Source organism: Anaerospora sp. (genome assembly GCF_032013335.1).
In the GTDB taxonomy this organism is placed as follows: domain Bacteria; phylum Bacillota; class Negativicutes; order Sporomusales; family DSM-15969; genus Anaerospora.
In genome coordinates, this window is sequence record NZ_DALZUO010000016.1 from 51,704 (window position 1) to 78,626 (window position 26,923).

The window sequence follows — 26,923 nt, forward strand, 5'->3', positions numbered from 1 at the left end:
GCCGTTTTGCTGATATGTAGAGCGGCAGCGCATAAGCATAGGAAACTAAAATCACAAAGTAGTTTATGAATAGAGGATAAGGGAAAAGGGGGAGAACATGATGAGCAAAGCGTTAACGCGATATGCCGGTGTTTCGATGTTAATACTGGCAATATTACTGGCAGGCTGCGCAAGAACAGAGCCGGTAAAAGAAGAGGCGCCGCTTGTGCGTACACAAAAAATGCAGCTTAACGGGAACGGACAGAGTTCGGGATATCCCGGAGAGGTGCGCGGGAGATATGAGACCCAGCTGGCTTTCCAGGTTAGCGGTAAAATCAGCAAGCGTAATGTTGAATTAGGCAGTGTGGTCAATGCCGGGGACGTGTTGATGGAGATTGATGCCAAGGATATTCAGCAGACGGTCAATATTACATCAGCGCAAATGGCCTCGGCAGAGTCTCAGCTGAATTTGGCCCAAAGCAACCTGGAACGGTACCGCAAGCTATTTGAGCAGGGTGCTGTCAGCCGGGCTCAGCTTGATCAATATGAGAATGCCTATGAGGTTGCCGCAGCTGCCGTCCGCCAAACAGCAGCCCAATATACGCAGGGAGCGAATCAGCTGGGATATAGTGCACTTGTTGCCGACAGCACCGGCGTAATTGCGGCTGTTAATGCCGAAGCCGGACAGGTAGTGAGTGCTGGACAGGTCGTGCTTACGCTTGTAAAAGACGGTGAGCGCGAAATTGAAATCAGTATACCAGAAAACCGTATAGAAGACTTGCGTAATGCCCAGCAGATCCGCGTAACATTTTGGGCGTTACCGGATGTAATCGTTGAAGGTAAGGTTCGGGAAATATCACCGGTGGCAGATAAAATCACCCGAACCTATAAGGCCCGCATCAGCTTGCAAAATCCACCGGCAGGCGTAAACTTGGGAATGACAGCCAATGTGGCGATTGCTTCTGCCGGCAGCCGCCAGGCTGTGTATATTCCACTTGCAGCTATTTATCAAACAGGCGATACACCGGGAGTATGGGTTGTTGCTAATGAAACCGTTTCACTCCGGCCAGTCAAGGTAGGCGCGTTTGGTGACGGTCAAATTCAGGTCCTCGAAGGCCTGCAGGATGGAGATGTGATTGTTACTGCAGGCGTGCAGAAGCTGCGGGAAGGACAGAAGGTACGCTTATGAGCAGACTAAATCTGACTGAATGGGCATTAAAGCATAAAGAAATAGTGTATTTCTTTGTCATCCTCACCTTTGTAATGGGCATTTTTTCGTACCGGCAGTTAGGACGAATGGAAGACCCTGACTTTGTTATTCGTCAGATGCTTATTTCTGTTGCCTGGCCGGGCGCCACTGCACGGCAGGTGGAGGAACAGGTAACTGACAAAATCGAAAAAAAATTACAGGATACACCGGGAATCGATTATTTGAAAAGTTATTCCCAGCCTGGTAAAGCGGTCATTTATGTTACGCTGAAAGATTCCGTGAATGAAAAGGACGTCCGCCCTACCTGGCTGGAAGTGCGCAATATGGTGAACGATATTAAAAGCACCCTGCCGCAGGGTGTTGTTGGTCCCAGCTTTAATGACCGGTTTGATGACGTGTTTGGCTGTATTTATGCCCTTACTTCCGATGGTTACAGCTATGAAGAAATGCGTGAAAGAGCGGAACAAATCCGCAGAACCTTATTAGGAGTTAAAAATGTTAAAAAAGTAGATCTAATCGGTGTGCAGCCGGAACGAATCTACATTGAGATGGAGAGCAGTAAACTAGCTCAGTTGGGAATTGACCCAAATGTTATCATCAATGCCGTTAAAACCCAAAATACGATGAACGCTTCCGGTATGGTTGAAACCTCTTCAGATAATGTATACCTGAGAGTTAGCGGTATTGTAGACGATGTTGCCACCTTGCGAAATTTACCGCTTAGGGTAAATGAGCGCACATTCCGTTTAGGCGATATTGCCAAGGTAGACCGCAGTTACGTAGAACCGATGGAGCCCAAAATGGTTTTCAACGGGCAGCAATCAATCGGCCTTGCAATTTCTATGGAAAAAGGCGGCAATATTCTTACCCTGGGAGACAATCTGGATAAAACGATGCAAGGCTTGCAAAAAGAATTGCCTCTCGGTCTGGAGCTGCATCAGGTGCTGTATCAGCCGGAAATCGTAAAAGCCTCGATTGGAGAATTTGTTAAATCTCTGTGGGAGGCAATTGCCATTGTTCTGATTGTCAGTTTCCTGAGTCTCGGAGTCCGGTCGGGTATTGTAGTTGCCTTATGTATTCCGCTGGTTATCGCCGGTATTTTTGTCGGTATGCAAATCATGGGAATCGATTTGCATAAAGTTTCCTTAGGCGCTTTAATTATCGCACTTGGACTGCTGGTCGATGATGCCATTATTGCCGTTGAAATGATGACGGTAAAGCTGGAACAGGGCTGGAGCAGATTTGATGCGGCTTGCTATGCCTACACGGCAACGGCATTTCCCATGCTGACAGGAACGCTGATCACTTGCGCAGGGTTTATTCCTATTGGATTTTCCAAAGGGTCGGCCTCCGAGTTTACCAGCAGTATTTTTACCGTTGTTACGATAGCCCTGCTGCTGTCGTGGTTTGTATCTGTTCTCGTGACGCCCTTGTTAGGTTATAAGCTGATCAGACCGAAGCATGTGGCAGCAGAAAACCAGGATATGTATGATTCCAAGTTTTATCGCTTATTCAGGCGGACACTGACCTGGTGCCTGGAACATCGCAAACTGGTTTTGAGCATTACGGCAGGTTGTTTTATTGGATCAATCGGTCTCTTGTCCTTTGTTAAACAGGAGTTTTTTCCGCCTTCTGTCCGTACTGAGCTTATCGTTGAGCTTACCTTGCCTGAAGGGTCTTCTATGATTGCTGCTGAGCAGGAGGCCCAGAAATTTGCTCAAAGTATTACCGGAGACGGTGATATTGCCAGCTATAGTTATTATGTCGGGCAGGGAGCGCCGCGCTTTGTACTGACAAGTGATCCGAAGCTGCCGGCAAGCAACTATGCTCAATTTGTTATTGTTGCCAAAGATTTAAAAGCCCGTGAAGCTTTGGAAATTAAAATTAATAAGCTTTTTGCCGAGCAATTTGAAAATGTACGTGGTCATGTCAAGCTGATTCAGACCGGACCGCCGTCGCCTTATCCTGTTATGCTGCGCATTTCCGGCTATGATCATGAGATGGTACGATCAATAGCTCAGCAAGTAAGCGATGTATTGGTGAACAATCCGAAACTGGCTCATGTCAACTGGGATTGGAATGAAAAGAATAAAGTCATGCATTTGAATATAGATCAGGATAAGGCACGAGCACTTGGCGTTGACAGTCAGAACTTGGCTCTCAGCCTGCAGATGCAGATTTCCGGATCTAAGGTTGCTGAATTTTATGAAGGGGATAAAACGGTTAATATCGTTTACCAGCTCGATAGCCACAACCGGAAGGATTTATCGGCTGTTAAGAACCTGCCTGTTCATATCGGCAGCGGAAAATTTGTGCCGCTAGAGCAAATTGCTGTGATAAGCTATGAAGCAGAGGAAGGATTAATCTGGCGGCGAGACTTAAAGCCGACTATTACGGTGCAGGCTGAGGTGCTGCCGGGTGTAACCGGCAATGATGCCACCAAGCAAGTATATGAAGAACTCAAGACTTTGCGGGCGAGTCTTCCGGCCGGTTATAGCGTTGATATCGGCGGTTCTTTAGAAAAAAGCAAAAGCTCGATGGAGTTTCTTTTGCAGCCTGTTCCGGCGATGATTGTATTGATTGTTATCCTGCTCATGTTTCAATTGCAAAAAATGTCGCTTATGGTGCTGACCTTGCTTACGGCACCTTTGGGGATTATTGGTGTCAGTATTTCCATGCTGTTGACTCTGCGCCCGATGGGATTTGTAGCGGAACTTGGTATTCTTGCACTGAGCGGCATGATTATCCGCAATTCGGTTATTCTGATTGATCAGATTGAGCAGCATATTAAGGCAGGTGAAGCTCCCTGGGAAGCAATCATCAATTCTGCCGTACTGCGTTTTCGTCCCATCATGCTGACTGCAGCAGCAGCAATACTTGGAATGATTCCGTTGATTCCCAGCACGTTCTGGGGACCTATGGCTGTTGCTATTGCAGGCGGCTTATTAGGAGCAACGATTTTGACATTGCTTGTGCTGCCTACCATGTATGCAGTTGCGTTTAAAGTGAAGAAATAAGCAGGTCTGTCTCCAATAGATATAAAACCTATTTGAGACAGACCCCTCGTAGCATGGGGAAATCCCGAGTTCCTACTTTTGTCATCGAAACAAAAGTAGCAAAAATTCTAGGCCTGTCTTCCAATAACCTTGGCCAACCGTCAGCTTACTAAAATTCGTAAACTCGCTTCGCTCAAACAGTACGAATTTCTTAACGTAATCTGCCGGTTGGCCATCCTGCGGAACGGCTATTTCCAGAAGGGCCGATAAGAACGAAAACAAGAACAAGACAAAAGGACATAACTGTTTATTTTGTCTTGATACAAAAGTAGAGTAGCAAAGAGAGAGGCTACCTCAATCGTTGGTGAGGCAGCCTCTCTCTTCACATATTGCATTATTTACATTTTTCGTTTGATTTACAAGCTTTTTTCTGTGGAGCTATTTCGCAGGCAAAATTGACGTTGGCATCGTTGCATTTGTTGTTGTCTTTGCAATTCTTTTCATTTTTCTTTGCCATTTAGTAAGCACCTCCTTTGTGTGATGAATTTATTTTTCCCTCTAACAAAATTATTATGACTGTAATAATTTGATAGAATAAAGCGGAATTTATTGGTTTGATTGAAATATGTTACAAATAAGTATTTAAAATTCTATACAGATGATTGACAGCTATTTCTAGCTATGGTATGCTTTATAAAAATTAAATACGTTTAATCTCTTATCCAGAGAGGTCGAGGGACTGGCCCGATGACACCCGGCAACCGGCAGCAATGCAGTGGTGCTAAATCCAGCAGGATAAAATTTTCCTGTGAAGATGAGAGGAATGTGGTAGCTGTTGCAAACCCCTTCCTTGAAGGGGTTTTTTTATTTGCCGGACTGGAGAGAATTAAACCTTAAACTTGGGAGGAAAATATGGAATTTTGTTCTAAAGTAGCTCACGTTGGTCTCTGTACCGATGCCAAAACCGGTGCAATCAGTACACCTATTTATCAATCAGCAACCTTTCGTCATCCCGGGTTAGGGCAAAGTACCGGCTTCGATTATTCGCGGACCCAGAATCCGACACGCAAAGTGCTGGAGGAAGCAGTAGCCGACCTGGAAAACGGCATTGCCGGGTTTGCATTTTCTTCCGGTATGGCGGCAGTGTCAGGCGTATTGATGATATATAGCAGCGGCGATCATTTAGTCGTTGTTGAAGACTGCTATGGCGGAACATACCGTATATTGGACAAGGTATTTGCCCGTTTTGGCATTACCACAACCTTTGTTGATTCCAGTGATATGACGGAAATCGCGCAGGCAATCACGCAAGATACGAAGGCTATTCTTGTAGAAACACCTACCAATCCTTTAATGAAGATTGCCGATATCCGGCAGATCGCGGCATTGGCCCATCAGCATAAGCTGCATTGCATTGTGGATAATACCTTTTTGACTCCTTATTTCCAGCGTCCGCTGGAATTAGGAGCTGATATCGTTATTCACAGCGGGACAAAGTACTTATCAGGACACAATGATGTATTATGTGGTATCGTTGTTGCACGCGAAGCGGAATTAGCCGAAAAAATACGGTTTATTCAAAACGCCACCGGTGCTGTGCTCGGCCCTCAGGATTGCTGGCTGCTGCTCAGAGGAATGAAAACGCTGGCGCTTAGAATGGACCGGCATAATGAGAATGCCGGACTGGTTGCCCAGTGGCTTACCAATCATCCCAAAGTCGAGCATGTATACTATCCTGGACTAACTAACCATCCCGGCAGGGAAATTCAGGAGGCTCAGGCCTCCGGCTATGGCGGTATGTTGTCTTTTACAGTAACCGATCCGGCGCTGGTGCCGCAGATATTGGCAAAGGTTAAGCTGCTGCAGTTTGCGGAGAGCTTGGGCGGCGTAGAATCGCTGATTACCTTCCCTGCTGCTCAGACGCATGCCGATATACCGGCAGATATCCGTGCACGGCTTGGAATATCGGACTGTTTACTGCGGCTTTCAGTGGGGATTGAGCATTCTGCCGATATTATTAAGGATTTGGAACAGGCTCTCGGTTAAGTAAAAAATGTATTTTAATGGATTGACGTTATATTGTATTTGTGGTAATATTTGATCATAATAACAATATCGTTCGGCCGATCAGACAACTGAAGGCTAAGGGTGCTTTATAAAGCTGCCTTTAGCCTTTTTGTTATATGTTGGCGACTATAATGGGTCATAAATAAGGAGGGTTTTATATGTCACGCATTGCTCAAAATTTAACGGATCTTATCGGTAACACCCCTTTGCTGGAAGTTCGTAATTATAACCAAGAGGAAAAACTTGAAGCCAAACTTGTCGCTAAACTGGAGTATTTTAATCCTCTCAGCAGCGTAAAAGACCGGATTGGCTATGCAATGATTAAAGATGGTGAAGATAAGGGACTAGTGAATAAAGACACTGTTATTATCGAGCCGACCAGCGGTAATACTGGTATTGCTCTTGCGTTTGTAGCAGCTGCGAGAGGCTACAAATTGATCCTGACTATGCCTGATACTATGAGCGTGGAACGTCGCAACCTGCTTAAAGCACTTGGTGCCGAGCTGGTATTAACTCCCGGTGCGGAAGGGATGAAGGGCGCTATTCGCAAAGCAGAAGAATTGGCTGCTTCAACGCCGAATTCTTATTTGCCTCAGCAGTTCAACAATCCTGCTAATCCGGAAATTCACAGAAAAACGACTGCCGAAGAAATTTGGCGCGACACCGATGGTAAGGTGGACATCTTTGTTGCCGGTGTTGGCACAGGCGGAACAATTACCGGTGTAGGCGAAGTCCTCAAGCGTTATAACCCGAATGTTAAAATTGTAGCGGTAGAGCCTTTCGACTCGCCGGTGCTTTCAGGCGGCAACCCTGGCCCTCATAAAATTCAGGGTATTGGAGCAGGTTTTGTTCCCCAGGTTATCAATACAGCCGTGATTGATGAAATTTTTAAAGTGAAGAATGATGAAGCTTTTACTGCTGCGCGTAATCTGGCTAAACGGGAAGGTCTTCTTGTGGGAATTTCCAGCGGCGGTGCTGCTTTTGCTGCAACAGAGATTGCCAAACGCCCGGAAAACAAAGGGAAAACAATTGTAGTGCTGCTGCCTGATACCGGTGAAAGATATCTTTCCACTGTACTTTTCGAAACAAACTAAGGATAGGAAATGTTTTCAAGGACGGAAGGCTAAGTCACCCGATAAGGGTGCTTAGCCTTCCGTCCTTGAAAAAAATCTAGGTTTTCTTGTTGATTGAGCTTACGCCGCTTGCTGCCAAATTTTTATTGACATGACTGCGGTCACATGCTAATATCAAAATCAATAATTACATAGCAAACTCTTATCGAGAGTGGTCGAGGGAATGGCCCGATGACACCCGGCAACCGGCAGCAATGCAGTGGTGCTAAATCCAGCAGAACGTAGTTGTTCTGGCAGATGAGAGGAAAGAACACGGTTTTTTAAACCCCTTTCCTCGGAAAGGGGTTTTGTTGTATTTATTGAGATTCGTGCTGTGAGAGGAGCAGATATGAGAAGGCGTAAGCATGTAAAGGTCATCACGGTAGCGGATAAAGCGCAGCCTCTACAGCTGGACTGTGGGGGCGTGCTGCCTGAAATTCAGGTTGCCTACGAAACCTACGGTCACTTATCCCAAACCGGTGATAATGTTATATTAGTTGTTCATGCCTTAACAGGAGACAGCCATCCGGCAGCGCATGACCAGGCTGATGATATCGGCTGGTGGGAACCGCTTGTAGGGCCGGGCTGTCCTATTGATACAAATGTATTTTATGTGGTTTGTTCCAATGTTCTTGGCGGCTGCCAGGGAACAACGGGACCGGCATCCATTAACCCTGAAACCGGGCAGCCTTATGGAGCACACTTTCCGCAAATAACGATTCGCGATATGGTGCATGTCCAAAAAAGATTACTTGATAAGCTGGGAATTGAACAATTGGTGCTGGTTATCGGCGGCTCAATGGGGGGCATGCAGGCTCTGGAGTGGGCTGTGACCTACCCGGATATGATGGATGGTGTCGCAGTAATTGCAGCTCCCGGTTATACAACGCCTCAAGCTATTGCTTATAATATTGTGGGCCGCAGAGCAGTCATGCTTGACCCAGACTGGCAGGAAGGCAACTATTATGGTACGGCCGGACCGGCTGAGGGCCTTGCTATTGCCAGGGCCTTAGGGATGATAACTTACCAAAGTGACTATTCCATGACAGAGAAATTTGGTCGTAATCTTCGCAACGACAAGTTTGAGGTTGAAAACTATCTGGAATACCAGGGGAACAGCCTTGTCAAGCGCTTTGATGCCAATGCCTATTTATATCTTTTAAAGGCACTGGATTTGCATGATTTGGGCAGGGGGTACTCCTCTTATCAAGCTGCTCTGGCAAGAGTCAAAGCCAAAGTGCTGGTGGTCGGTGTCAGCTCTGATATCCTTTACCCGCCTTATCAGCAGCAGCAGCTTGTCAGAGAACTAAAAGCTGCGGGAGCGCGGGCCAGCTATAACGAGATTGACAGCGGTCATGGTCATGATGGTTTTTTAATTGATTTTCCTATATTACGACCCATGATTGACCGTTTTATACGTTCGATTCTGCCGACACCGGCCTTACTTAATCACCATTCGCTGTTTCGTCCCTCTGATTTGGCTTATTTAGGAGCCAGACTGGTGACTGAGATATAAAGTATTGAACTTATGAAATTGAGGTGCTACTTATTATGCAAAGACTAAAGAATTTTGCTTCCCACAAGGCCAGCCAGTTTACTGAATCGGTTATTCGTGAAATGTCACGTATTGCCGCACAGCACGGCGCAATTAATTTGGCGCAAGGGTTCCCCGATTTTCCTGCTCCTGATGCAATTAAAGAAGCTGCTGTGAAGGCGATTTATAACGATGAAAATCAATATGCCATCACCTGGGGAACAAAGGGGCTCAGAGACTCTATTGCCTGGAAAACGGAGAAAGACTACGGCTTTGCTGTTGACCCTGAAACGCAGCTGACGGTCTGCTGCGGCTCAACAGAAGGAATGATTGCCACCTTGCTGGCAACCGTTAATCCCGGCGAAGAGGTGATTATTTTTGAACCATTCTATGAGAATTATGGAGCCGATGTTATCCTCTGCGGTGCGCAGCCTAAATACATCCAACTAAAAGCACCGGACTTCAGTTTTGATTATGATGAGCTTGCTGCTTTATTTTCCGAAAAAACACGGGCAATTATCATTAATACACCCAATAATCCGACCGGAAAAGTGTTTTCACGGGATGAATTGAGTTTTATTGCCGGACTTTGTGTAAAGCATGATGTTTTAGCGATAACGGATGAAATTTACGAACATATACTGTATGATGGAGCAGAGCATATTTCGATGTGGACCCTGCCGGGAATGTCGGATAGAACAATTATCGTAAACGGTATTTCCAAGACCTATAGCGTTACCGGCTGGCGGATTGGCTATGTTTTAGCTCCACCGGATATTTCCCAGGCAATACGCAAAGTACATGATTTTCTTACAGTCGGAGCTGCTGCACCGCTGCAGGTTGCCGCAGGTGAGGCAATGCGCTTTGGGCCCGAGTATTATGACGAACTGGCTGAGTTTTATCGCGTTCGCCGTGATTTCCTGTTTGATGTCCTGGAAAAGGCCGGCTTTAACTGCATAAAGCCTCAGGGCGCTTACTACATTATGGCTGACTTTTCGAACTTCGGCTGGGATAATGATGTTGAATTTGCCCGTTATCTGACCAGTGATATTGGTGTTGCTGTTGTACCGGGCTCCAGCTTTTACCGGGAATCAACACCGGAAGCAACCCGGTATATTCGTTTTTGCTTCTGCAAACAATTCAAGACACTGGAAGCAGCTGCCGAACGCCTCGCCAAACTGACAAGAACTGTAAAATAATTGGTTTTCTCCTTGACCTTTGGGAGGTCTCGTGATAGTATAAATCAAACTTGAAAATAGAGTTGCTAGCTGATTAGATATCTAAAGGCTAAGAGTGCCCATCAGGGCGGTCTTAGCCTTTGTTTTTGAAGTTTATAAGGGCTGACTGGAGCAAACAGAGGCCGGATGATCGCTATTGGTGGCGAGCATCCGGCCTTTAGTATGTAGAGGAGGAAAAAGTCATGTTGATGATTATCGGCGCAGATCATTTGGGTGGCATTGAAAAGAATCTATATGATCATGGCTTTACGGATATCGCACATATCCGGGGAAGAAATGTAGCCGACCGGAAAAAGATCAATATTCCGTCCAATACAGCACTGATTGTGGTGTTGACCGATTATATCAATCATATGACCGCTAAATACATTAAGGATCAGGCTAAGGCGCAAGGTGTGCCAATGGTTTTCGCCAAGCGGTCCTGGTGTTTTCTTGCCAAGGAATTATCCCGCTGTGGAGCTATTTAACGACTACCGTATTTAGCTTAAATTTCGACCAGTATCAGCCTAAGTCCCAGACCCAATAAGGCTAAAGCTAATAGCATCAGAATAGACCGGGATTTTACCTTTACCGACAGGCGGGCGCCGAACTGGGCACCGACGATAGCTCCAAAGCCGATCAGCAGGGCAGGCTCTGCCAGTATATTATGAGCCAGGTAATGGGAAATCACGCCGAAAAAACTGGAAATAGCCAGCACGCAGTGGGACGTGGCAGTTGCAATATGTGTGGGAAAACCTAAAAAATAAACCATTGCCGGTACATGGATAACGCCGCCGCCTATACCGAAGATACTCGAGATAAAGCCGATAGCAACACTGAGCAGCACTCCGGCAGTTCGGTTGTAGGTAAAGGTATCCTTGTCAAACTCTGCTGTATCCTGTTTAGGCGAAGAACGAAAAAACATGATGAGTGCAAGAAAGACTAAAAGCAGTCCAAAGGCAATACGGAAGCTGGTGCCGGTAAAGTATTCGGCAAGATAGCCGCCTGCCAAGGCGCCTGGTATGGTGGCCAGGCTGAAGCGAACGACCGCATCATAATACACTTTTTTCTGCCGGATATAGGCAATGGAACCGGAGAGCGCATTGAGAAAGACGATTGTCAGCGATGTACCGATTGCATACTGGGGAGTCCAATGCAGAGCAAGCAGGAAGATGGGAACAAAGATGACGCCGCCGCCGACACCGATTAATGTACCGAAAGCTCCGACCGAGAAACCCATAGCAAGAAAGAGCAGACTGGATGTTATCATGTTGACCTCCTTGAGGTAATTTTATAAGTACAGTATGTTAATCATACTACTTTTACTTTAGCGCTATCAATAGAAAGAAGCACATATCTGCTTTTTTATTGCATAATTGTTTACTGGATGAGGTCGGATTTAGCTGCAGATGAATATACTGGTGGTAAGTAGTCTTAGCTAGCCGAGGTGAAAAAATGAAAAAATATTCTCAGTTTCGCGATATGGTTGTCGGCGTAAATACGAAGGTACCTTTAGAGAGCGGCGAATATGTAACGGCAATTAACTTTGATAACGCTGCTACAACGCCGCCTTTTTGCTCAGTGATGCAGGCAATCATGGAATACGCTCCCTGGTACGCTTCCGTTCACCGGGGAAAAGGACATAAATCGGTATTTTCCTCTGAGCTGTATGAGGAAAGCAGGACAACAATTAAGCGGTTTGTCGGTGCTGACCAAACGAAAGAAGTTATTTTTACGAAAAACACGACAGAGTCAATTAATATACTTGCCTATTTATTGCGGGATGAGTCAAAAAAACAGGTTGTTTTATCTACTGATATGGAGCATCTTGCCAATGACTTACCCTGGCGGGAACATTTTACACTCGACTATATCAGGATCAAGGAAGATGGTCAATTGTCACTGGCAGACTTAAAGGAAAAGCTGATTAACTATCAGGGCAGGGTAAAGCTGGTAACAGTAACAGGGGCTTCAAATGTGACAGGCTATATCAATCCTGTTTATAAGATTGCTGAGCTGGCCCATAAGTATGGGGCAAAAATTCTCGTTGACGGCGCTCAATTAGTTCCCCATGCCCCCTTTGATATGAAACCGTCCAGGACGGCAGAGCATATTGATTATCTTGTTTTCTCAGGCCATAAGATGTACGCACCCTTCGGAGCAGGCGTGCTGGTTGGTCCGTTGGAAGATTTGGATAAAGGCAGCCCGATTTATAAAGGCGGCGGAGCAGTCGGTCTGGTATCACATGATTTTGTTGAATGGGATAATCCGCCTAACCGGTATGAAGCGGGTACGCCTAATATGATGGGGGTAGTGGCAATGACTGCCGCTATTCAAACAATAAATTCCGTTAACTGTGCAGCCATCCATGAATATGAAAAGAAACTGATAGATTATGCGATCAAAGGACTACGCCGCATTCCGGGAATACAGCTGTATAGCTGCGCTGAAGGCAGTGAACGGGTTAGTCTGATTTCCTTTACTGTCGAAGGCTTATATCATAGCGTGGTTGCCGCTATACTAGCCCAGGAGGCAGGAATTGCCGCCAGAAGCGGATTGTTTTGTGCTCATCCGTATGTGGAAAAATTATTGAAAATGACGGACAAGGAATTAACCTATTATCACGAAAACATAGATGTTCTTGTCCCGGGCTTAGTAAGAATCAGTTTTGGCTTGTATAATACCTGCGAAGAAATAGATGTAATGCTTGCTTTGCTTACAAGAGTAGCGCGGAATAAAAATTACTATAAGAATAAGTATAAGAATGAAGCACGTAACGCGGGAGCAGATCAAACACATTTCTTATGGTTTTGTTAGGCTTTTAGCTTGACGGCAGACAGCTTTTATGATTAAATAAATACAACGTATTGTGCTGATTGGAAAAACCAAAGGCCAAAGTGTTTCGACACTTTGGCCTTTTTATTTTTTGGAGGTGTCTGAATGAACTGGAAGCAGGATGCAAGTAAACTAAATAACGTTGAAATAATTAAATTAGAAAAAGATGGGCTGGACGTGATTCACGATATTCAAAGATACGCTGAGCTGGGATTCGCAGCAATTGAAGCAGCTGATTTTGATCGGCTAAAATGGTACGGCCTATATGTGCAGCGTCCCAAAAGTGACGGGCTTTTCATGCTTAGAGTCAAGCTGCCCGGCGGTGAACTGACAGCTGAGCAGGCCAGGACAGTGGCGGCAATCGCCCAAGAATACACAAGCGACAGGCTGGCCATTACAACCAGGCAGTCACTGCAATTCCATGGCTTGAAGGTCGAATATCTGCCAGATATCTTCAGCCGTCTGAAAGCGGTTGGGCTGAGCGTAGTAGAAGCTGCTGGTGACTGTCCCCGTAATATCGTGGGAAGTCCGCTGGCGGGAATTGATAAAAATGAAGTATTAGATACCCGCCCCTTAATTGCAAAGATGAATCAATATTTCGAAGGCAACCGGGAATTTTCTAATCTGCCGCGCAAATTTAAAATTGCCATCACAGGCAGCACCGACAATGCCATTCATGCCCAAATTAATGATTTAGCTTTTGTTCCGGCCGTCAAAGAAATAAACGGGCAAGCTGAGACCGGTTTTCATGTTCTGGTAGGCGGAGGCTTATCGGCAAAACCTGCTTTAGCAGTCAAACTGGATCTATTCGTCAGGCAAGAGCAAGTACTGCCGGTTGCCATTGCTACGGCAAGTCTTTTCCGGGACTTTGGTTACCGGGAAAGCAGGCACCACGCCCGGTTGAAGTATCTCATTCAGGACTGGGGAAAAGAGAAATTCACAGCAGAACTGCTTGCGCTTACGGGACCTTTGCTTGGCAAAGGTGAAGAACCGGCCGCCAGATCAGCTGAGGGAATTTATTACGGAATCCATGAGCAGAAACAGCCTGGCCTCAGTTATGTAGGTCTTGCCATTGAAGCGGGACAGCTCACAGCTGAAGAATTAACGGAGTTGGCAGGACTTGCTGAGAAGTATGGTGACGGCACTTTACGCACAGTAAACTCCCAAAATCTTGTTATTGCCAATGTTCCGAATGATAAGCTGCAGCAGTTAACGGCAGAAAAGCTGATTGCGCGTCTTGCCGGTCCTGAAAATACACCATTACCTGCGATCGTTTCTTGTACGGGAACCGAGTTTTGTCCGCTTGGCTTAGTGCGTACCAAGCATTTAGTAAGCCCTATAGAGGCTTATATAAAACAAAAGGGACTTGCTGGATTGCCTGTCAGTATCCATATTAGTGGTTGTATTAATTCCTGCGGGCAGCAGCAAATAGCAGATATCGGTTTGCAGGGAGTGCTCAGCAGACAAGGCGATAACGTAAACGAAGCGTTTGAATTCTGGCTTGGCGGCTCACTGACAGGAGAGGGCGAACTTGGTACCAAATTAAAAGGTGCTGTTCCCTCTGAACGGGTTCCGCAAGTCCTTGGCGGGCTGCTGGACCATTTTCAAACGGCTAAGCAGCCGGCAGAAACATTCCGGGATTTTGTACGCAGGCTGGGAATCGTGCAGCTGCAGCAGGTTCTGAATCATATAAATGAAATGGCTGATTAGAGAGACTAAAGGCCGGAAAACAAGCGCTGCTAAAGCGGACTTGTTTTCCGGCCTTTTTCTATATAGAACATCTGCTTGGAGGTGTTGAGGGCAAGCAGCAACTGGCAATAAGAAGATCTACATTTAGAATTATTGAGGAGAGTGTAAGAATTGAAACAATATGCAAAAGTAATGTCTTTATTAATCTTGCTCGTATTTAGTGTCGCCTTAGCTGGTTGCGGGTCCTCGGAAAAAACGCAAAAGGCGCAGACAACACCGACTAAACTGACTTTTGGCGTTGCACCTGGTCCTTACGGAGATATGATTCGTTACGCAATTAAACCAGGCTTGGAGAAAAAGGGATATACAGTAGAACTGAAAGAGTTCAGTGATTATGTGCAGCCTAATCTGGCATTGAATAATAAGGAGCTTGATGCCAATCTGTTTCAACATCGCCCCTATTTGGAAAAATTTTCGGCAGATAAAGGGCTGAAACTGTCGCCTGTCATCAATGTTCCCACCGCAGGTCTTGGCGTGTACTCCCGTAAAATCCAGGCCGCTAATACGGAAGAACTAAAAAAACTGATCAAACCGGGTGATGAAATTACACTTGCCAATGATCCGACAAACCTTGCCCGGGCATTGCAGCTGTTAGCCAAGCATGGCTTAATCACAATTAAGCCTGATATTGATCAAACTAAAGCTTCTGAAAAAGATATCGTCGAAAATCCGTATGGATTGAAAGTTTCTCCTTTGGAAGCTGCTCAACTGCCCCGCTCGCTGGATAGTGTAACGCTCTCGGTCGTGAATGGTAACTTTGCAATTGCTGCAGGCATTCCCCTGTCTTCGGCCATTATCAAGGAAGAGCTTGCAGAACCAATAAAGAATCTAGTGGCTGTACGCACCGAAGACCTGGATAAACAATTCGTCAAAGATATTAAGGAAGTAATTGAGTCGGAAGACTTTAAGAAAGCCATTGAAGATGCGAAATATCCCTTCAAAGACTTTCAAAAACCTGAATGGTACAAAACAAAATGGAGCTTAAAATAATTGCACCAGCTTAACAGGAGGCAGCGATGATACACTTACAAGCAATCTCGGTTACCTTTGGCGAGCATATCAGAACTGTCTCTGCCGTGAAACAGGTAACACTGAAAATTGAGCAGGGCGAGATATTCGGTATTGTAGGCACAAGCGGAGCAGGGAAAAGTACCCTGCTTCGCACCATCAACCTGCTGCAGCGTCCCACCTCTGGGCGAGTGGTGATCGATGGCACGGATATAACAGACTACAGCGGCGATAAGCTGCGCACAGTGCGTCTCCAGATGGGAATGATTTTTCAACACTTCAATCTCATACATACCAAATCGGTTTTTGACAATGTAGCTTTTACGTTAAAAGCGGCCGGCAAGAGCAACCAGGAGATTCAGCAAAGAGTTCCCAAACTGCTTGAGTTGGTTGGTCTTGCCGACAAATCGTCAGCATATCCCGGTCAACTGAGCGGCGGACAAAAGCAGCGTGTCGGTATTGCCCGGGCGCTTGCTAATGACCCGAAAATTTTATTGTGTGATGAACCGACATCGGCCCTCGATTCAGAGACAACCAATTCCATTTTGGAATTGCTGAAGGATATTAACAAAAAGACGGGCATTACGATGGTTCTGATTACACATGAAATGCCGGTTGTCAAGAAAATCTGCGACCGGGTAGCGGTAATGAGCCAGGGTCATGTCGTAGAGAACGATACGGTTCTCAATATATTTGCTAATCCTCAAGCCGAATTTACCAGGCAGCTCATCCGCCATTCCAGCGATTTTGCCATACCGGAGAGGCTGCTTGCTAACCTTACCGGCAAAGTACTAAAAATTGTTTACCGCGGTGAAGGAGCAGAAGCGCCGGTAATTTCCGATACGGCGCAAAAGTTTCCTGTAGCAATCAATATCCTGCACGGCAAGATCGAATATATCACAGACTTGCCGCTGGGAGTTCTGCTTGTAAACATTGACGGGGCGGATCAGGTTGTGGAGGAGGCAATCCGCTATATTGAAGCCCGCGTGGATCATGTTGAGGTGGCGTATGGATAATGTGTTTTTTAGCGATCTAATCAAAGCCTTTGGTGAAACTTTTTATATGGTAGGGATAGCACTGGTACTGTCAATCATCATCGGCGTACCGTTGGGACTGCTGTTATATGTAACCGACAAAGGCCTGTTTGCCGAAAATCGTCTGGTGAATGTTATTGGCGGCCTGGCGATTAATGTAGTTCGCTCAACTCCATTTGTTATTCTGCTTGTTCTTGTTCTTCCGCTCACGCAGAAGCTGATCGGAACAACAATTGGACCGATTGCAGCAGCGGTACCGCTGTCTATTGCATCGGTAGCCTTTTATGCGCGGCTGGTGCAAGGCTCCTTGTGGGAAGTGGATAAAGGGGTTATTGAAGCGGCTGTGTCCATGGGAGCGTCTCCCTGGATGATTATTAAAGACGTATTGCTTTCGGAAAGCCTGCCGGGTTTGCTGAGAGGCTTGACCATCACTGCCGTCAGCCTGATCGGCTATTCGGCAATGGCCGGTATTGTCGGCGGCGGCGGCGTGGGGGATTTAGCCATTCGTTTCGGCTACTATCGCTACCAGACCGATGTGATGCTGCTGACGGTTGTCATTTTGGTGTTGTTAGTGCAGTTGGTGCAAAGCATTGGCGATTATTCAGCTAAAAAATACGAACGTCTGTAAATATAAGGGAGGATCACAAAATGAGCGAGAATGCAGTATTGTGGGAAGAACTGACCTTGGATGATGCGCTGGAGCTGGCGGAAAAACGGGGGATTATTATTGTACCTGTTGCCACAACCGAGGCGCATGGTAATCATCTGCCGCTGGGTACTGATACCTATACGGCAGAATGGATAGCGCTCGAATTAAGCAGAAAAACCGGCCTGCCTGCGCTTGTACCGACGCCGGTACGGGCAGGGTCATCACCAACTTTTCATTATGACCGCAAAGGAGATCCTGTGCCGGGTACGCTTGCTGTAAGTCACAGCACGCTGCACGCGTTTTTAAAGGATATTATCCGCGGTTTGTGGACTTCAGGCTTTCGCAAGATCATTATTATCCAAGGTCATGGCCAGGAACCGAATCTGCAGGTAATTACGCAGGAGGTTGCTACTGAACTTCGCAGAGAAGACAAATCCATCTTTATTGCCGCCGCCACATACTGGGAACTGGCTGCTGAGACGCTGCGCCGGGAAGTGACAACTCCTTTTTACCATTCCGGTGAGGAAGAAACCAGTAATGTCCTATTCGTCCGTCCCGACCTTGTAAAGCTGGAAAAAAGTATCGGCAAGGAATTGGTGCCGCTGATTGATAAATCGCTGCTGAAAAAATCTATCACTCAGGATGAGACGGAAACTTTCCAGGTTTTTGATATTGCCCAGATGATTCCGATACCGGAGCCGGGGCACCGGAGTGCTGCCGGTATTGGGACAACAGAGCAGATTAGAAGTGCAACCGCTGAAAAAGGGGAAAAGGTTTTGAACAGAGCGGTGGAGCGGTACCTGGACCTGATACGGGATCTGGAGGAAAACTATGCACCGCAGGAAGTTCCTGGATCGGACGTAAAACAGCGGCCTGCAGTCAAACGGTTTGCAGTTAATTACTAGGTTGTCACAGGAGGATTCGTTAATGGCTAAGCTAACATCAGGCGCTTCGACAGAAAAATTTTGGGATGCCAAATTGGAAACACAAAGCAGGCAGGAATGGGATGAGCTTAAGCTGGTGCTGCTGAAAAAACATTTACGCCATGCTTATGAGGGATCACCTTATTACCGGCACAGCTTTGACCAGGCTAAGGTGCATCCCGACAAAATAAAAACATTAACCGATATTCAGTATTTCCCTACTATTGAAAAGAAGCTGATCAGGGAGAGGCAGGAGGCTGTGCTGCCTTTTGGCGATTTGCTCGCCGTACCCGAACGGGACGTTGTTTATATTTCCACTTCCAGCGGCTCTACCGGGATACCTACCGCCTCGCCCTTTACTGCTCAGGACTTTGAGGACTGGATAGATTATGAGGCCCGGCAATTTTACTCCAGCGGGCTTCGCCCGGAAGACCGGTACTGCCATGCGCTGAATTTTTCCCTCTTTGTCGGCGGACCCTGCGTATTAGGTGCTCAGAAGGTAGGAGCGCTGACGATTCATGCCGGAACCATACCTTCCGACCGGCTGCTGATGATCGCCCGGCAGTTTCAGGCTACCGCCATCTGGACGACACCTTCCTATGCCTGGTATTTAGGAGAAACGGCTAAACAGCAGGGCTTTAACCCGGCAACTGATTTTGCTATCAGGAAGATTTTTGTCGCCGGTGAGCCGGGCGGCTCTATTCCGGAGACGCGGGGACAGATTGAAGCGCTGTGGGGCGCCGATGTATATGATTACTACGGCTTGTCCGATATTTTCGGCTCTTGCGCCGGCATGTGCGAGGCCAAGGATGGCTTGCATTGGGCCGAGGATCATATTCTGCTGGAGGTGCTGGACCTTAAAACGGGAGAACCGGTGGCAGAAGGAGAACGGGGCGAAATGGTGCTCACTACTTTGAAAAAGTCTGCCCGGCCGATGGTCCGTTTTAGGACGGGAGACATCGTGTCTTACACGACCGAGCCCTGCAGCTGCGGCCGGACTGCCTTACGGCTTCACGGCATACACGGCAGGCTTGATGATATGCTGATCATAAAAGGCGTTAACGTCTTCCCCAGCGATGTGGAAGCGATCGTTAGGAAAGATGCCGATTATACTGGCGAATACCTGCTGGTAGTGAACCGCCGCAATCATCTGGATGAATTAACGGTACAGGCAGAGCATGCTGAAGGTCGTGTTAACCTTCAGGAGTTGGCGGAACGGCTAAAGAAAAATTTAAAAGCCACGACAGGCATTTCGGCAGCTGTGGAGATTCTGGCTCCCGGCACTCTGCCCAGAGCAACTCATAAAGCCAAACGGGTTGTGGATAATCGTTCCCAGGTATGGAGCTAAAACTGTCAAAAGAAATGAGGAATTAAAATGGCATTAAAAAACGGTGACCAGTATAAAGCGAGTCTCGCTAAACTGCGTCCTAATATTTATAAATGGGGCAAGCTGATTGAGGATGTGACCACGCATCCGGCAACAAGGCTGCATGTAGAATCGGTTTCTCATTCGTATGACGCAGCTTTTACGGAGGAAACCGGTATTTTTACCAGGACCTCCCATTTGACGGGACAAAAAGCCCATCGCTGGAATACGCTGATGGCCAGTGCCGAAGACGTGCTGGCCAATAGTCAGATGAAACGGGCTCAATTCCACCGGACAGGGACCTGCCAAGGCGCTACCTGCGCAGGATGGACAGCGCTCAATGCTCTTTGGGCAGTTACCTATGAGGCTGATAAAGAATATGGCACACCCTATCACCAGCGCATCAAGGATTATTTTGCCTTGGTGGAAGATCATTCGTTTGCACTGGCTGGGGCGCTGACAGATGCTAAAGGCAACCGGGCACTGAGTGTTGCCCAGCAGCCTGATGCCGATAGTTATCTGCATGTTGTGGAAGTTAAGCCCGACGGAATTGTTGTCCGGGGCTGCAAAGCCCAGATTTGCGGCGTTGCAGCTGCTCATGAAATTATCTGCGTACCGGGCAGTGCTCACGGTGAAGCCGATAAGGCGGCAGCGCTGGCCTTTGCTATACCCAGGGATGTACAAGGGCTTACCATTGTGGAAACACGCCGTCCCAGTGACAGCCGTGATGAGGAAGAGGGCTGGGACTCGCCTAAGGCAGGCGGGATCACACAAGCATTCCTGTTGTTTGATAATGTCTTTGTTCCGAATGAACGAATTTTCTTGTGTGGAGAGTATTTATACACAGGTCTATTTTTGCATTACTTTACGGCGATCTACCGGGCAGCAATCGGTGCCTGTGTGGCTGGTCAGGGAGATATAATGATCGGTGCCGCCATCAACATGATTAAGGCAAACGGGCTAAACCAGAAAACATTCCAGGAAAAACTCAACCAGATGGCAATTAATAATGAAATTACCTATGGTATCGGACTGGGCGCCATGTTTAAAGGGGAGCAGCATGCTTCCGGAGTCTGGATTCCCGATCCGCTGCTGGCTCATGTCAATAAAACACAGGTGGCTACGCTGCCTTATCAGACAAAAGTACTTGCTCAGGAAATCAGCGGCGGAATAGCCGAAACGGGCTGCTTTCCCGCCTATCAGGATTTTCAGTCGCCAGAATACGGTGATAAGCTGGTACGGGCGCTGACGGCAGGCATAGATGGGAAAGAACGGGCTAAAGCAGCCCGGCTGGTAGAGTGGCTGACGGTTGGCGGCGGCATTCCCGGCTGTATGCATGGCGGGGGTTCACCGGAAGGTGCAAAACTGGTTGTCCGTAAAAGCGAGCCATGGACTAAATTTGCCGAATGTGCCCAAAAAATTGCGGATGCAGGCAAAGAATATTAGGCGCCTGTACCTGGAGGTATTGACTGCCAATTTCTAATATGCTAGGATAACAGAAATTGGAGATATTAGGGCTGATCAGTGACAACTGAAGGCAAAGGGATTCCACCGGAAACCTTTGCCTTTTTGTATAAAACAAATGAGCCTGCACTGTGCAGGCTGGTAGAGAGAAGAGATAATATGAAACAGCACGTCTGGGTTGACAGCCAAAATCGCAAATTGTCCGTAGTCGTTCACATCAATGAGGAACAGGAGAAGCAGAAGGCCATTGTAGTTTGCTGCCATGGTTTTACCAGTGATAAAATCGGTACGAATCAACTGATGCTCAATGTTGCCAAAGCGATTGCCGCAGCGGGAATTATCACGGTTCGCTTTGATTTTTCCGGTTCTGGCGAAAGTGAAGGGGAGTTTGCAGATGATACGATTGTTAGCGGCTGGCTGGAGGATGTAGGCAATGTCTTCCATTGGATAAAAGGCGAGCCACGTTTTAGTGGATTGCCGGTCTATCTGCTGGGACATAGTTTAGGCGGGCTTATTGCTCTTAGCTATGATGATGCGGCAATAGCCGGACGGCTGGTGCTGGCGCCGGTTGTGAAGCCGATTGACAACTTTTGCGATATCATTCTTGGTCCCGAGTTGTGGCAGCGGTCCGTACAGGGCGAAACTATTGCCAACTTCTTAAATAAAGGCTTTAGCCTCAGTCCCCGTTTTGCAAGGGAGCTGCTGGAGAAGCGCTATGAACCTTTAGTTAAAGCACAGTCTTATCAAACGCCGCTATTCATTGTGCATGGTGATGAGGATGCCGTTGTGCCGCTAGCGGGCTCACAGGAATTGTACTCCCGGTACAAACGCGAAAAACAGTTGGAGATTATTCCTGCCGATCATGTGTTTGCCGGAAGGCATGCGGAACTCACTTCGCTGCTGGTAGGCTGGTTAGAAAAACAAACGGAGGGATTATGATGGTGAGAGAAAAAAATGTAGAGAGCTTATCCTGCACTGACTGCAGTATTTACAATTGCCGGACTAGAAGCAAAGCGTTCCCAGGCTTTTGCCTGACAACCAAGGATAATGATGGCCATCCTATTGCTGAGGATATTGAAGAAATAAAAAACTACCTCCAAGGGGACGAAGAGGATGCGATAGTAGCCAGAGCTTCGGCCCAGGTAGAGGGACTTTTTTATGGTAAGCTAACCCGAGTAGAAGAAATTATTGAGTTTGCCAATCGCATCGGTGCGAAAAAGATCGGTATTGCCACCTGTGCCGGGTTGATTGAAGAGGCAAAAATCTTTGCGGATATTCTCACTGCCAAAGGACTCACCTATTACAGCGTAATTTGTAAGGTAGGCTCGGTGGATAAAGCGGAGATCGGCATACTGGAAGAGCACAAAATTAAACCGGGCGGTCATGAAGCAATGTGTAATCCCATTCTTCAGGCCCGCATATTAAACTACCACAAAACAGACCTTAATGTGGTTGTAGGACTGTGTGTAGGACATGATTCGCTGTTTATTAAATACTCGGATGCTTTAGTTACCACTCTTATTACAAAAGACCGGCTGACAGGGCACAATCCGGCAGTTGCTTTATACACTGCACATTCGTATTATAAGCGGCTGCTGCAGACAAAAGAATAGCGAAATGAACAATAATAGGGCATTGACAAGTGACCGAAAAAAATGTTAAAATCGTCACAATTGAATATGACTCTTATCTAGAGTGGTCGAGGGACTGGCCCGATGACACCCAGCAACCGGCAGCAATGCAGTGGTGCTAATTCCAGCAGGATTTATCCTGAGAGATGAGAGAAAGGTCGGAATTAAAAAGCCCCTTTCCTCGTGGAAGGGGGCTTTTTATTATGGATGCCTCCAACCCTGGAGTGCTTTAGCGATACATGTTGGAGGTGAAGGATTTGACATTGGAAAGCGTGTCAATAGCAGACGAATTACTAACTACGGTTGATAGTTTTTCTTGCGTTGCCCATGTAAAAGTAAATTTGCTGAACAGCTCTTGTGCTGTTTCACACATACTGCAAGAGCTTGCCCGTAACAATGTGAATTTAGAATTAATCAGCATTCGCTCCGAGCAAGTGATGTTTACGGTGCCGGAGGAAGCAATAGATGTTGTTTATACTGGTTTAAAGCAGCTAGGCTGTTGCTTTGATATTGAAAAGCAATGTTCAATTGTGTCCATCAGTGGTGGCAAGGTTACACAAGTACCGGAATTGACTGCCCGTATTACCGGAGAACTCCTTTCGCAGCAGATACCACTTTTACGAATGTTTGGCTCGGTCCATCAAATAACAATGCTATTACCAACGACTCATCTGCCATCAATGGTAAGTATTCTGGAGAGTAAATTTGGCATTGCATTTATATAAGTTTTGGAGCTGAAAGACATTTGTACGGTATTGTTAGGAAAAGAGAGGGTATATATGGAACAGAAAATAGATAAAACCGGTAAAGAAACTGGAGCAGCGGCTTCTAAAAAAGGCTACAATCAAATAGTTATTACTATCAGGGACGGCAAGGTAATTTCCTTTGAACAAAGCGTTTATGACGGTGCTGCAGATAGAGCAGAAGGCAATAGTGTGTAGTGGGAAAGCAAATGTAAATCCAGTGTTGACAGAGGTGTAAGAGGATGGTAGAATTTATTCATTAAATTGCATAAACTCTTATCAAGAGTGGTCGAGGGACTGGCCCGATGACACCCGGCAACCGGCGGCAATGCTTAAGGTGCTAATTCCAGCAGGATAACCCTGAGAGATGAGAGAAAGGCGTATGTAACTCCTTTCTTCGGAAAGGGGTTTTTCGTTGTGGTGAAGCGATAACCGGTTAGAAATGGAGTGAGCAATTTGACAAAGAATACGAATAAGCCAGCCCCTAAGAGCGAGGAAGTTATTTCCGATGAAGTGCTGGAAAAAATAGAGAAATCCTTCAAAGGGATGCTGCATGGAACCATTACTCTTATTATCCAGGATTCGCGGGTCATTCAACTGGAAAAACACGAAAAAATAAGACTTGTTTAAAGGAGGCACAGGGAATGGAGAAGAGTAAAGCCGAGCTGGCAGCGCCTAGCAAGAACTCCAAAAATTCCGCTGAGCTTCAGAAAATGATACTTGAGGCAATCGGCGGATTAAAATATGGTCAGGTCGTATTTGTTGTTAAAAATGGAAAAGTCGTTCAGGTGGAACGAACGGATAAAAGCCGGGTTACCGGTCTTGAAGGTATATTTGGCGATGGAATTTAGGTCTTATTCCTGGTTGGAAGGTACGCCCTAGGGTGTGTCTTCAAACTAGCGGAATGGTCAATGGCGAGTGATTTTTGTGCCAGGCAAGGCAATTTTTTGCAGGAATAATGGGCCTTATTTCAAAAAAAATTAACGCAGTATGGTGCAAAAAGCACCGTCAGTGGACGTCTTGATAGTTTGAAAACACGCCCTAGGCCGATCAGTAAACTGAAGGCTCTAAATAAAAGTTATCAGTTACAATATTGGGAGGAGAATGAACGATGACATTACCAGAAAACTTACGTTTAGCGTCTTTAGCAGTCCATGGAGGACAAGAGCCTGATCCGACAACCGGTTCGAGAGCAGTACCTATTTATCAGACAACCTCTTATAATTTCAGAGACAGCGAGCATGCGGCAAACTTGTTTGGCTTAAAGGAATTTGGCAACATATATACGCGGATCATGAATCCGACAACTGATGTCCTGGAGAAACGCATTGCTGCTCTAGAGGGCGGAGTGGGAGCTTTAGCCTTTGCCTCCGGTCATGCAGCCATTAGCGCGGCAATATTCAATATTGCCCAGGCCGGTGATGAGATCGTCAGTTCAGCCAGTCTATATGGCGGTACTTACAACATGTTTGCCTATACATTGCCGCGGCTGGGTATTAAGGTACATTTTGTAGACTCAAGTGATCCGGAAAATTTCCGCAAAGCGATTACTCCGAATACAAAAGCTATTTATGCCGAAACAATCGGCAATCCTAAGATTGACGTGCTGGATATTGAAAAAGTTGCGGCAGTTGCCCATGAGAATGGCATACCGCTGATTATTGACAGCACGTTTGCTACACCTTATCTGTGCAGACCGATTGAATTTGGAGCAGATATTGTCGTCCACTCGGCTACTAAATTTATTGGTGGCCATGGTACCTCCATGGGCGGCTTGGTCATCGATGGTGGTAAGTTTGACTGGAATAACGGCAAATTCCCACTGCTAAGCGAACCTGATCCGAGCTATCATGGCATCCGTTATACGGAAGCACTGGGGGCATTGGCTTATATCATCCGCCTGCGGGTACAGGTACTGCGCGACTTAGGAGCTTGCTTAAGCCCGTTCAACAGCTTCCAGTTCCTGCAGGGTCTGGAGACGCTGCACCTCAGGTTAAAGCGTCATAGCGAAACGGCGTTAGCGGTAGCCAAATACCTGGAAGCACATGAACAGGTATCGTGGGTTAGCTATCCTGGTTTGCCTGGACATACGGACTATGCGCTGGCCCAGAAATATCTACCCGAGGGAGCAGGGGCTATCCTTACCTTCGGCATTAAAGGCGGCTTAGCAGCCGGGAAGAAATTTATTGATTCCTTGCGGCTCTTCTCACTGCTTGCCAATGTTGGCGATGCCAAATCGCTTGTCATTCATCCGGCAAGTACGACTCACTCTCAATTAACTTCAGAACAGCGCAGTGCTGCAGGGGCACCTGACGATATGGTAAGACTGTCGCTTGGTCTCGAAGATGCCGCTGATTTGATTGAGGATCTGGAGCAGGCGCTCGCAGCTACCAGGTAATAATAGGAAATACAGATAGCCGGGCTGCTGACAGAGGCAGCCCGGCTTTTTTCTGGTTAAATTAAGAGACGGTAACAGGAATTTGCTCCGGCAACCACGAAAATATAATGGTAAATACAATGTACTACATTGGTTTTACGGACATATAATGGGGGAATCAACCATGTTACAATTAGATAAGAAACTTGCTGCATTGCTGCAGCTTTTACAGGAATTAGAGAGCTCGGTTATTGGTTTTTCCGGAGGTGTGGACAGCACTTTTCTGGCGGCTGCAGCTTACCGGGCACAGGGAGATAAGGCGGTAGCAATAACGGCCTGCTCCGATACCCTGCCGGAAAGTGAGCTGAAAGAGGCCGAGGCGACTGCCTGCCACATTGGAATCCGTCATCTTGTGCTGACTATCAGTGAGCTGGACAGTCCTGACTTTGTAGAGAATACCAACCAACGCTGTTATTTTTGTAAAAAAACACGTTTTGGAGCTTTAGCAGAGTGGGCTAAAAACCAGGGGATTAAGTGGGTCTTAGACGGCTCCAATGCCGATGATGTTTCTGATTACCGCCCGGGCTTAAAAGCAATCGGTGAGCTAGGTCAAGTGCGCAGCCCGCTGCTGGAAGTTGGTCTTACAAAAGCAGAAATCAGAGAATTGTCGGCCGCCTGGAATTTGCCGACCTGGAATAAGCTGAGCGCAGCCTGTCTTTCTTCCCGGGTTGCCTATGGGTTAGCCATAACCTCGGAAAAATTAGCGCAAATTGAGCAGGCGGAGGAATTCTTAAAGCCTCTTACCACCGGACAGGTACGGGTACGCCATCATGGAGATATCGCCCGTATTGAAGTGGCTCCCCAGGATATAGCTGTATTGGCACTGCCGGAAACGGCGCAGGCCATCAGTACTTACTTTAAGGAACTGGGCTTTACGTTTGTTACGCTTGATTTGACTGGTTACCGTACGGGCAGCATGAATGAAATTCTTCCTCAGGCAAACAGCAACTTATGATGTGCGGAGGTGTT

25 protein-coding genes and 4 riboswitches are annotated in these 26,923 nt (G+C 46.8%); of the genes, 23 read left to right on the forward strand and 2 right to left on the reverse strand.

Going from position 1 to position 26,923, the window contains the following annotated elements; genetic code table 11:
• Positions 1-97 precede the first annotated feature (97 nt).
• Positions 98-1,168 (forward strand): efflux RND transporter periplasmic adaptor subunit, encoded by a 1,071-nt coding sequence (locus RTR76_RS13450; protein ID WP_396145076.1) that lies wholly within the window; start codon positions 98-100, stop codon positions 1,166-1,168.
• Positions 1,165-4,206, forward strand: a complete 3,042-nt coding sequence (locus tag RTR76_RS13455) for an efflux RND transporter permease subunit (RefSeq protein WP_312521501.1) — start codon at positions 1,165-1,167, stop codon at positions 4,204-4,206. The genes RTR76_RS13450 and RTR76_RS13455 overlap by 4 nt, the downstream gene beginning before the upstream one ends.
• A gap of 373 nt (positions 4,207-4,579) precedes the next feature.
• Here RTR76_RS13455 and RTR76_RS13460 read toward each other — a convergent pair whose 3' ends face one another.
• Positions 4,580-4,702, reverse strand: a complete 123-nt coding sequence (locus RTR76_RS13460) for a hypothetical protein (protein WP_279388485.1) — start codon at positions 4,700-4,702, stop codon at positions 4,580-4,582.
• Positions 4,703-4,900: 198 nt separating this feature from the next.
• Positions 4,901-5,006, forward strand: a riboswitch (SAM riboswitch).
• Positions 5,007-5,097: 91 nt separating this feature from the next.
• On the opposite strand from RTR76_RS13460, the gene RTR76_RS13465 reads away from it, so the two are divergent.
• The 5 genes from RTR76_RS13465 to RTR76_RS13485 all read left to right on the forward strand — a co-directional run bounded on the left by RTR76_RS13465 (position 5,098) and on the right by RTR76_RS13485 (position 10,603).
• Entirely contained in the window at positions 5,098-6,231 is a 1,134-nt protein-coding gene (locus RTR76_RS13465; protein WP_312521503.1) for a PLP-dependent aspartate aminotransferase family protein, read from the forward strand.
• Between the two features lie 179 nt (positions 6,232-6,410).
• The gene (cysK, locus tag RTR76_RS13470) at positions 6,411-7,346 is read left to right on the forward strand and encodes a cysteine synthase A (protein ID WP_312521505.1); all 936 of its coding nucleotides are present in this window, start codon (positions 6,411-6,413) and stop codon (positions 7,344-7,346) included.
• 178 nt (positions 7,347-7,524) lie between these two features.
• A riboswitch (SAM riboswitch) is annotated at positions 7,525-7,629 on the forward strand.
• Positions 7,630-7,713: 84 nt separating this feature from the next.
• Entirely contained in the window at positions 7,714-8,880 is a 1,167-nt protein-coding gene (locus RTR76_RS13475) for a homoserine O-acetyltransferase (protein ID WP_312521507.1), read from the forward strand.
• 35 nt (positions 8,881-8,915) lie between these two features.
• Positions 8,916-10,097 (forward strand): aminotransferase class I/II-fold pyridoxal phosphate-dependent enzyme, encoded by a 1,182-nt coding sequence (locus RTR76_RS13480; RefSeq protein WP_312521509.1) that lies wholly within the window; start codon positions 8,916-8,918, stop codon positions 10,095-10,097.
• Between the two features lie 221 nt (positions 10,098-10,318).
• Positions 10,319-10,603, forward strand: coding sequence for a DUF2325 domain-containing protein (locus tag RTR76_RS13485; RefSeq protein ID WP_312521512.1), 285 nt, complete (start codon positions 10,319-10,321; stop codon positions 10,601-10,603).
• A 17-nt stretch (positions 10,604-10,620) separates the two neighbouring features.
• Here RTR76_RS13485 and RTR76_RS13490 read toward each other — a convergent pair whose 3' ends face one another.
• Entirely contained in the window at positions 10,621-11,385 is a 765-nt protein-coding gene (locus RTR76_RS13490) for a sulfite exporter TauE/SafE family protein (RefSeq protein ID WP_312521514.1), read from the reverse strand.
• Positions 11,386-11,570: 185 nt separating this feature from the next.
• On the opposite strand from RTR76_RS13490, the gene RTR76_RS13495 reads away from it, so the two are divergent.
• The 16 genes from RTR76_RS13495 (at position 11,571) to larE (ending at position 26,909) form a co-directional block, all read left to right on the forward strand.
• Positions 11,571-12,932: an aminotransferase class V-fold PLP-dependent enzyme gene (locus RTR76_RS13495; protein WP_312521516.1), complete on the forward strand. Its 1,362-nt coding sequence runs from the start codon at positions 11,571-11,573 to the stop codon at positions 12,930-12,932.
• A gap of 123 nt (positions 12,933-13,055) precedes the next feature.
• Positions 13,056-14,660: a nitrite/sulfite reductase gene (locus RTR76_RS13500; RefSeq protein ID WP_312521518.1), complete on the forward strand. Its 1,605-nt coding sequence runs from the start codon at positions 13,056-13,058 to the stop codon at positions 14,658-14,660.
• A gap of 150 nt (positions 14,661-14,810) precedes the next feature.
• Positions 14,811-15,689 carry a MetQ/NlpA family ABC transporter substrate-binding protein gene (locus tag RTR76_RS13505; protein ID WP_312521520.1) on the forward strand — a complete coding sequence of 293 codons (879 nt, stop codon included), beginning with the start codon at positions 14,811-14,813 and terminating at the stop codon, positions 15,687-15,689.
• 26 nt (positions 15,690-15,715) lie between these two features.
• Complete coding sequence (locus RTR76_RS13510) at positions 15,716-16,723, forward strand: ATP-binding cassette domain-containing protein (RefSeq protein WP_312521522.1); 1,008 nt, start codon at positions 15,716-15,718, stop codon at positions 16,721-16,723.
• Complete coding sequence (locus RTR76_RS13515; protein WP_312521524.1) at positions 16,716-17,369, forward strand: methionine ABC transporter permease; 654 nt, start codon at positions 16,716-16,718, stop codon at positions 17,367-17,369. The genes RTR76_RS13510 and RTR76_RS13515 overlap by 8 nt, the downstream gene beginning before the upstream one ends.
• Positions 17,370-17,389: 20 nt before the next feature.
• Positions 17,390-18,295 (forward strand): creatininase family protein, encoded by a 906-nt coding sequence (locus RTR76_RS13520; protein WP_312521526.1) that lies wholly within the window; start codon positions 17,390-17,392, stop codon positions 18,293-18,295.
• A 22-nt stretch (positions 18,296-18,317) separates the two neighbouring features.
• Entirely contained in the window at positions 18,318-19,661 is a 1,344-nt protein-coding gene (locus RTR76_RS13525) for a phenylacetate--CoA ligase (RefSeq protein WP_312521528.1), read from the forward strand.
• A gap of 27 nt (positions 19,662-19,688) precedes the next feature.
• Entirely contained in the window at positions 19,689-21,125 is a 1,437-nt protein-coding gene (locus RTR76_RS13530; RefSeq protein WP_312521529.1) for a 4-hydroxyphenylacetate 3-hydroxylase N-terminal domain-containing protein, read from the forward strand.
• Between the two features lie 78 nt (positions 21,126-21,203).
• Positions 21,204-22,082, forward strand: a complete 879-nt coding sequence (locus RTR76_RS13535) for an alpha/beta fold hydrolase (RefSeq protein ID WP_312521530.1) — start codon at positions 21,204-21,206, stop codon at positions 22,080-22,082.
• The gene (locus RTR76_RS13540; protein WP_312521532.1) at positions 22,079-22,756 is read left to right on the forward strand and encodes a DUF1847 domain-containing protein; all 678 of its coding nucleotides are present in this window, start codon (positions 22,079-22,081) and stop codon (positions 22,754-22,756) included. Before RTR76_RS13535 ends, RTR76_RS13540 begins: the two co-directional genes overlap by 4 nt.
• A 70-nt stretch (positions 22,757-22,826) precedes the next feature.
• Positions 22,827-22,927, forward strand: a riboswitch (SAM riboswitch).
• A 104-nt stretch (positions 22,928-23,031) separates the two neighbouring features.
• Entirely contained in the window at positions 23,032-23,499 is a 468-nt protein-coding gene (locus tag RTR76_RS13545) for a hypothetical protein (protein WP_312521534.1), read from the forward strand.
• A 54-nt stretch (positions 23,500-23,553) separates the two neighbouring features.
• Positions 23,554-23,715, forward strand: coding sequence for a hypothetical protein (locus RTR76_RS13550; protein WP_312521536.1), 162 nt, complete (start codon positions 23,554-23,556; stop codon positions 23,713-23,715).
• Positions 23,716-23,790: 75 nt separating this feature from the next.
• Positions 23,791-23,891, forward strand: a riboswitch (SAM riboswitch).
• A gap of 82 nt (positions 23,892-23,973) precedes the next feature.
• The gene (locus tag RTR76_RS13555) at positions 23,974-24,147 is read left to right on the forward strand and encodes a YezD family protein (protein WP_312521537.1); all 174 of its coding nucleotides are present in this window, start codon (positions 23,974-23,976) and stop codon (positions 24,145-24,147) included.
• Positions 24,148-24,161: 14 nt separating this feature from the next.
• Positions 24,162-24,368 carry a YezD family protein gene (locus tag RTR76_RS13560; RefSeq protein WP_312521539.1) on the forward strand — a complete coding sequence of 69 codons (207 nt, stop codon included), beginning with the start codon at positions 24,162-24,164 and terminating at the stop codon, positions 24,366-24,368.
• Positions 24,369-24,628: 260 nt separating this feature from the next.
• Positions 24,629-25,915 (forward strand): homocysteine synthase, encoded by a 1,287-nt coding sequence (locus RTR76_RS13565; protein WP_312521541.1) that lies wholly within the window; start codon positions 24,629-24,631, stop codon positions 25,913-25,915.
• A gap of 148 nt (positions 25,916-26,063) precedes the next feature.
• Complete coding sequence (larE, locus tag RTR76_RS13570; protein WP_312521542.1) at positions 26,064-26,909, forward strand: ATP-dependent sacrificial sulfur transferase LarE; 846 nt, start codon at positions 26,064-26,066, stop codon at positions 26,907-26,909.
• The last annotated feature ends 14 nt before the right edge of the window (positions 26,910-26,923 follow it).

What these genes read in the sequence shown, in the direction of transcription:
- RTR76_RS13560 (WP_312521539.1), top strand. Translation starts at nt 24,162, where the DNA reads ATGGAGAAGAGTAAAGCCGAGCTGGCAGCGCCTAGCAAGAACTCCAAA.
- RTR76_RS13565 (WP_312521541.1), top strand. Translation starts at nt 24,629, where the DNA reads ATGACATTACCAGAAAACTTACGTTTAGCGTCTTTAGCAGTCCATGGA.
- RTR76_RS13540 (WP_312521532.1), top strand. Translation starts at nt 22,079, where the DNA reads ATGATGGTGAGAGAAAAAAATGTAGAGAGCTTATCCTGCACTGACTGC.
- RTR76_RS13455 (WP_312521501.1), top strand. Translation starts at nt 1,165, where the DNA reads ATGAGCAGACTAAATCTGACTGAATGGGCATTAAAGCATAAAGAAATA.
- RTR76_RS13500 (WP_312521518.1), top strand. Translation starts at nt 13,056, where the DNA reads ATGAACTGGAAGCAGGATGCAAGTAAACTAAATAACGTTGAAATAATT.
- RTR76_RS13450 (WP_396145076.1), top strand. Translation starts at nt 98, where the DNA reads ATGATGAGCAAAGCGTTAACGCGATATGCCGGTGTTTCGATGTTAATA.
- RTR76_RS13480 (WP_312521509.1), top strand. Translation starts at nt 8,916, where the DNA reads ATGCAAAGACTAAAGAATTTTGCTTCCCACAAGGCCAGCCAGTTTACT.
- cysK (WP_312521505.1), top strand. Translation starts at nt 6,411, where the DNA reads ATGTCACGCATTGCTCAAAATTTAACGGATCTTATCGGTAACACCCCT.
- RTR76_RS13530 (WP_312521529.1), top strand. Translation starts at nt 19,689, where the DNA reads ATGGCATTAAAAAACGGTGACCAGTATAAAGCGAGTCTCGCTAAACTG.
- RTR76_RS13490 (WP_312521514.1), bottom strand. Translation starts at nt 11,385, where the DNA reads ATGATAACATCCAGTCTGCTCTTTCTTGCTATGGGTTTCTCGGTCGGA.
- RTR76_RS13525 (WP_312521528.1), top strand. Translation starts at nt 18,318, where the DNA reads ATGGCTAAGCTAACATCAGGCGCTTCGACAGAAAAATTTTGGGATGCC.
- RTR76_RS13495 (WP_312521516.1), top strand. Translation starts at nt 11,571, where the DNA reads ATGAAAAAATATTCTCAGTTTCGCGATATGGTTGTCGGCGTAAATACG.
- RTR76_RS13520 (WP_312521526.1), top strand. Translation starts at nt 17,390, where the DNA reads ATGAGCGAGAATGCAGTATTGTGGGAAGAACTGACCTTGGATGATGCG.
- RTR76_RS13550 (WP_312521536.1), top strand. Translation starts at nt 23,554, where the DNA reads ATGGAACAGAAAATAGATAAAACCGGTAAAGAAACTGGAGCAGCGGCT.
- RTR76_RS13465 (WP_312521503.1), top strand. Translation starts at nt 5,098, where the DNA reads ATGGAATTTTGTTCTAAAGTAGCTCACGTTGGTCTCTGTACCGATGCC.
- larE (WP_312521542.1), top strand. Translation starts at nt 26,064, where the DNA reads ATGGGGGAATCAACCATGTTACAATTAGATAAGAAACTTGCTGCATTG.
- RTR76_RS13460 (WP_279388485.1), bottom strand. Translation starts at nt 4,702, where the DNA reads ATGGCAAAGAAAAATGAAAAGAATTGCAAAGACAACAACAAATGCAAC.
- RTR76_RS13485 (WP_312521512.1), top strand. Translation starts at nt 10,319, where the DNA reads ATGTTGATGATTATCGGCGCAGATCATTTGGGTGGCATTGAAAAGAAT.
- RTR76_RS13515 (WP_312521524.1), top strand. Translation starts at nt 16,716, where the DNA reads ATGGATAATGTGTTTTTTAGCGATCTAATCAAAGCCTTTGGTGAAACT.
- RTR76_RS13475 (WP_312521507.1), top strand. Translation starts at nt 7,714, where the DNA reads ATGAGAAGGCGTAAGCATGTAAAGGTCATCACGGTAGCGGATAAAGCG.
- RTR76_RS13510 (WP_312521522.1), top strand. Translation starts at nt 15,716, where the DNA reads ATGATACACTTACAAGCAATCTCGGTTACCTTTGGCGAGCATATCAGA.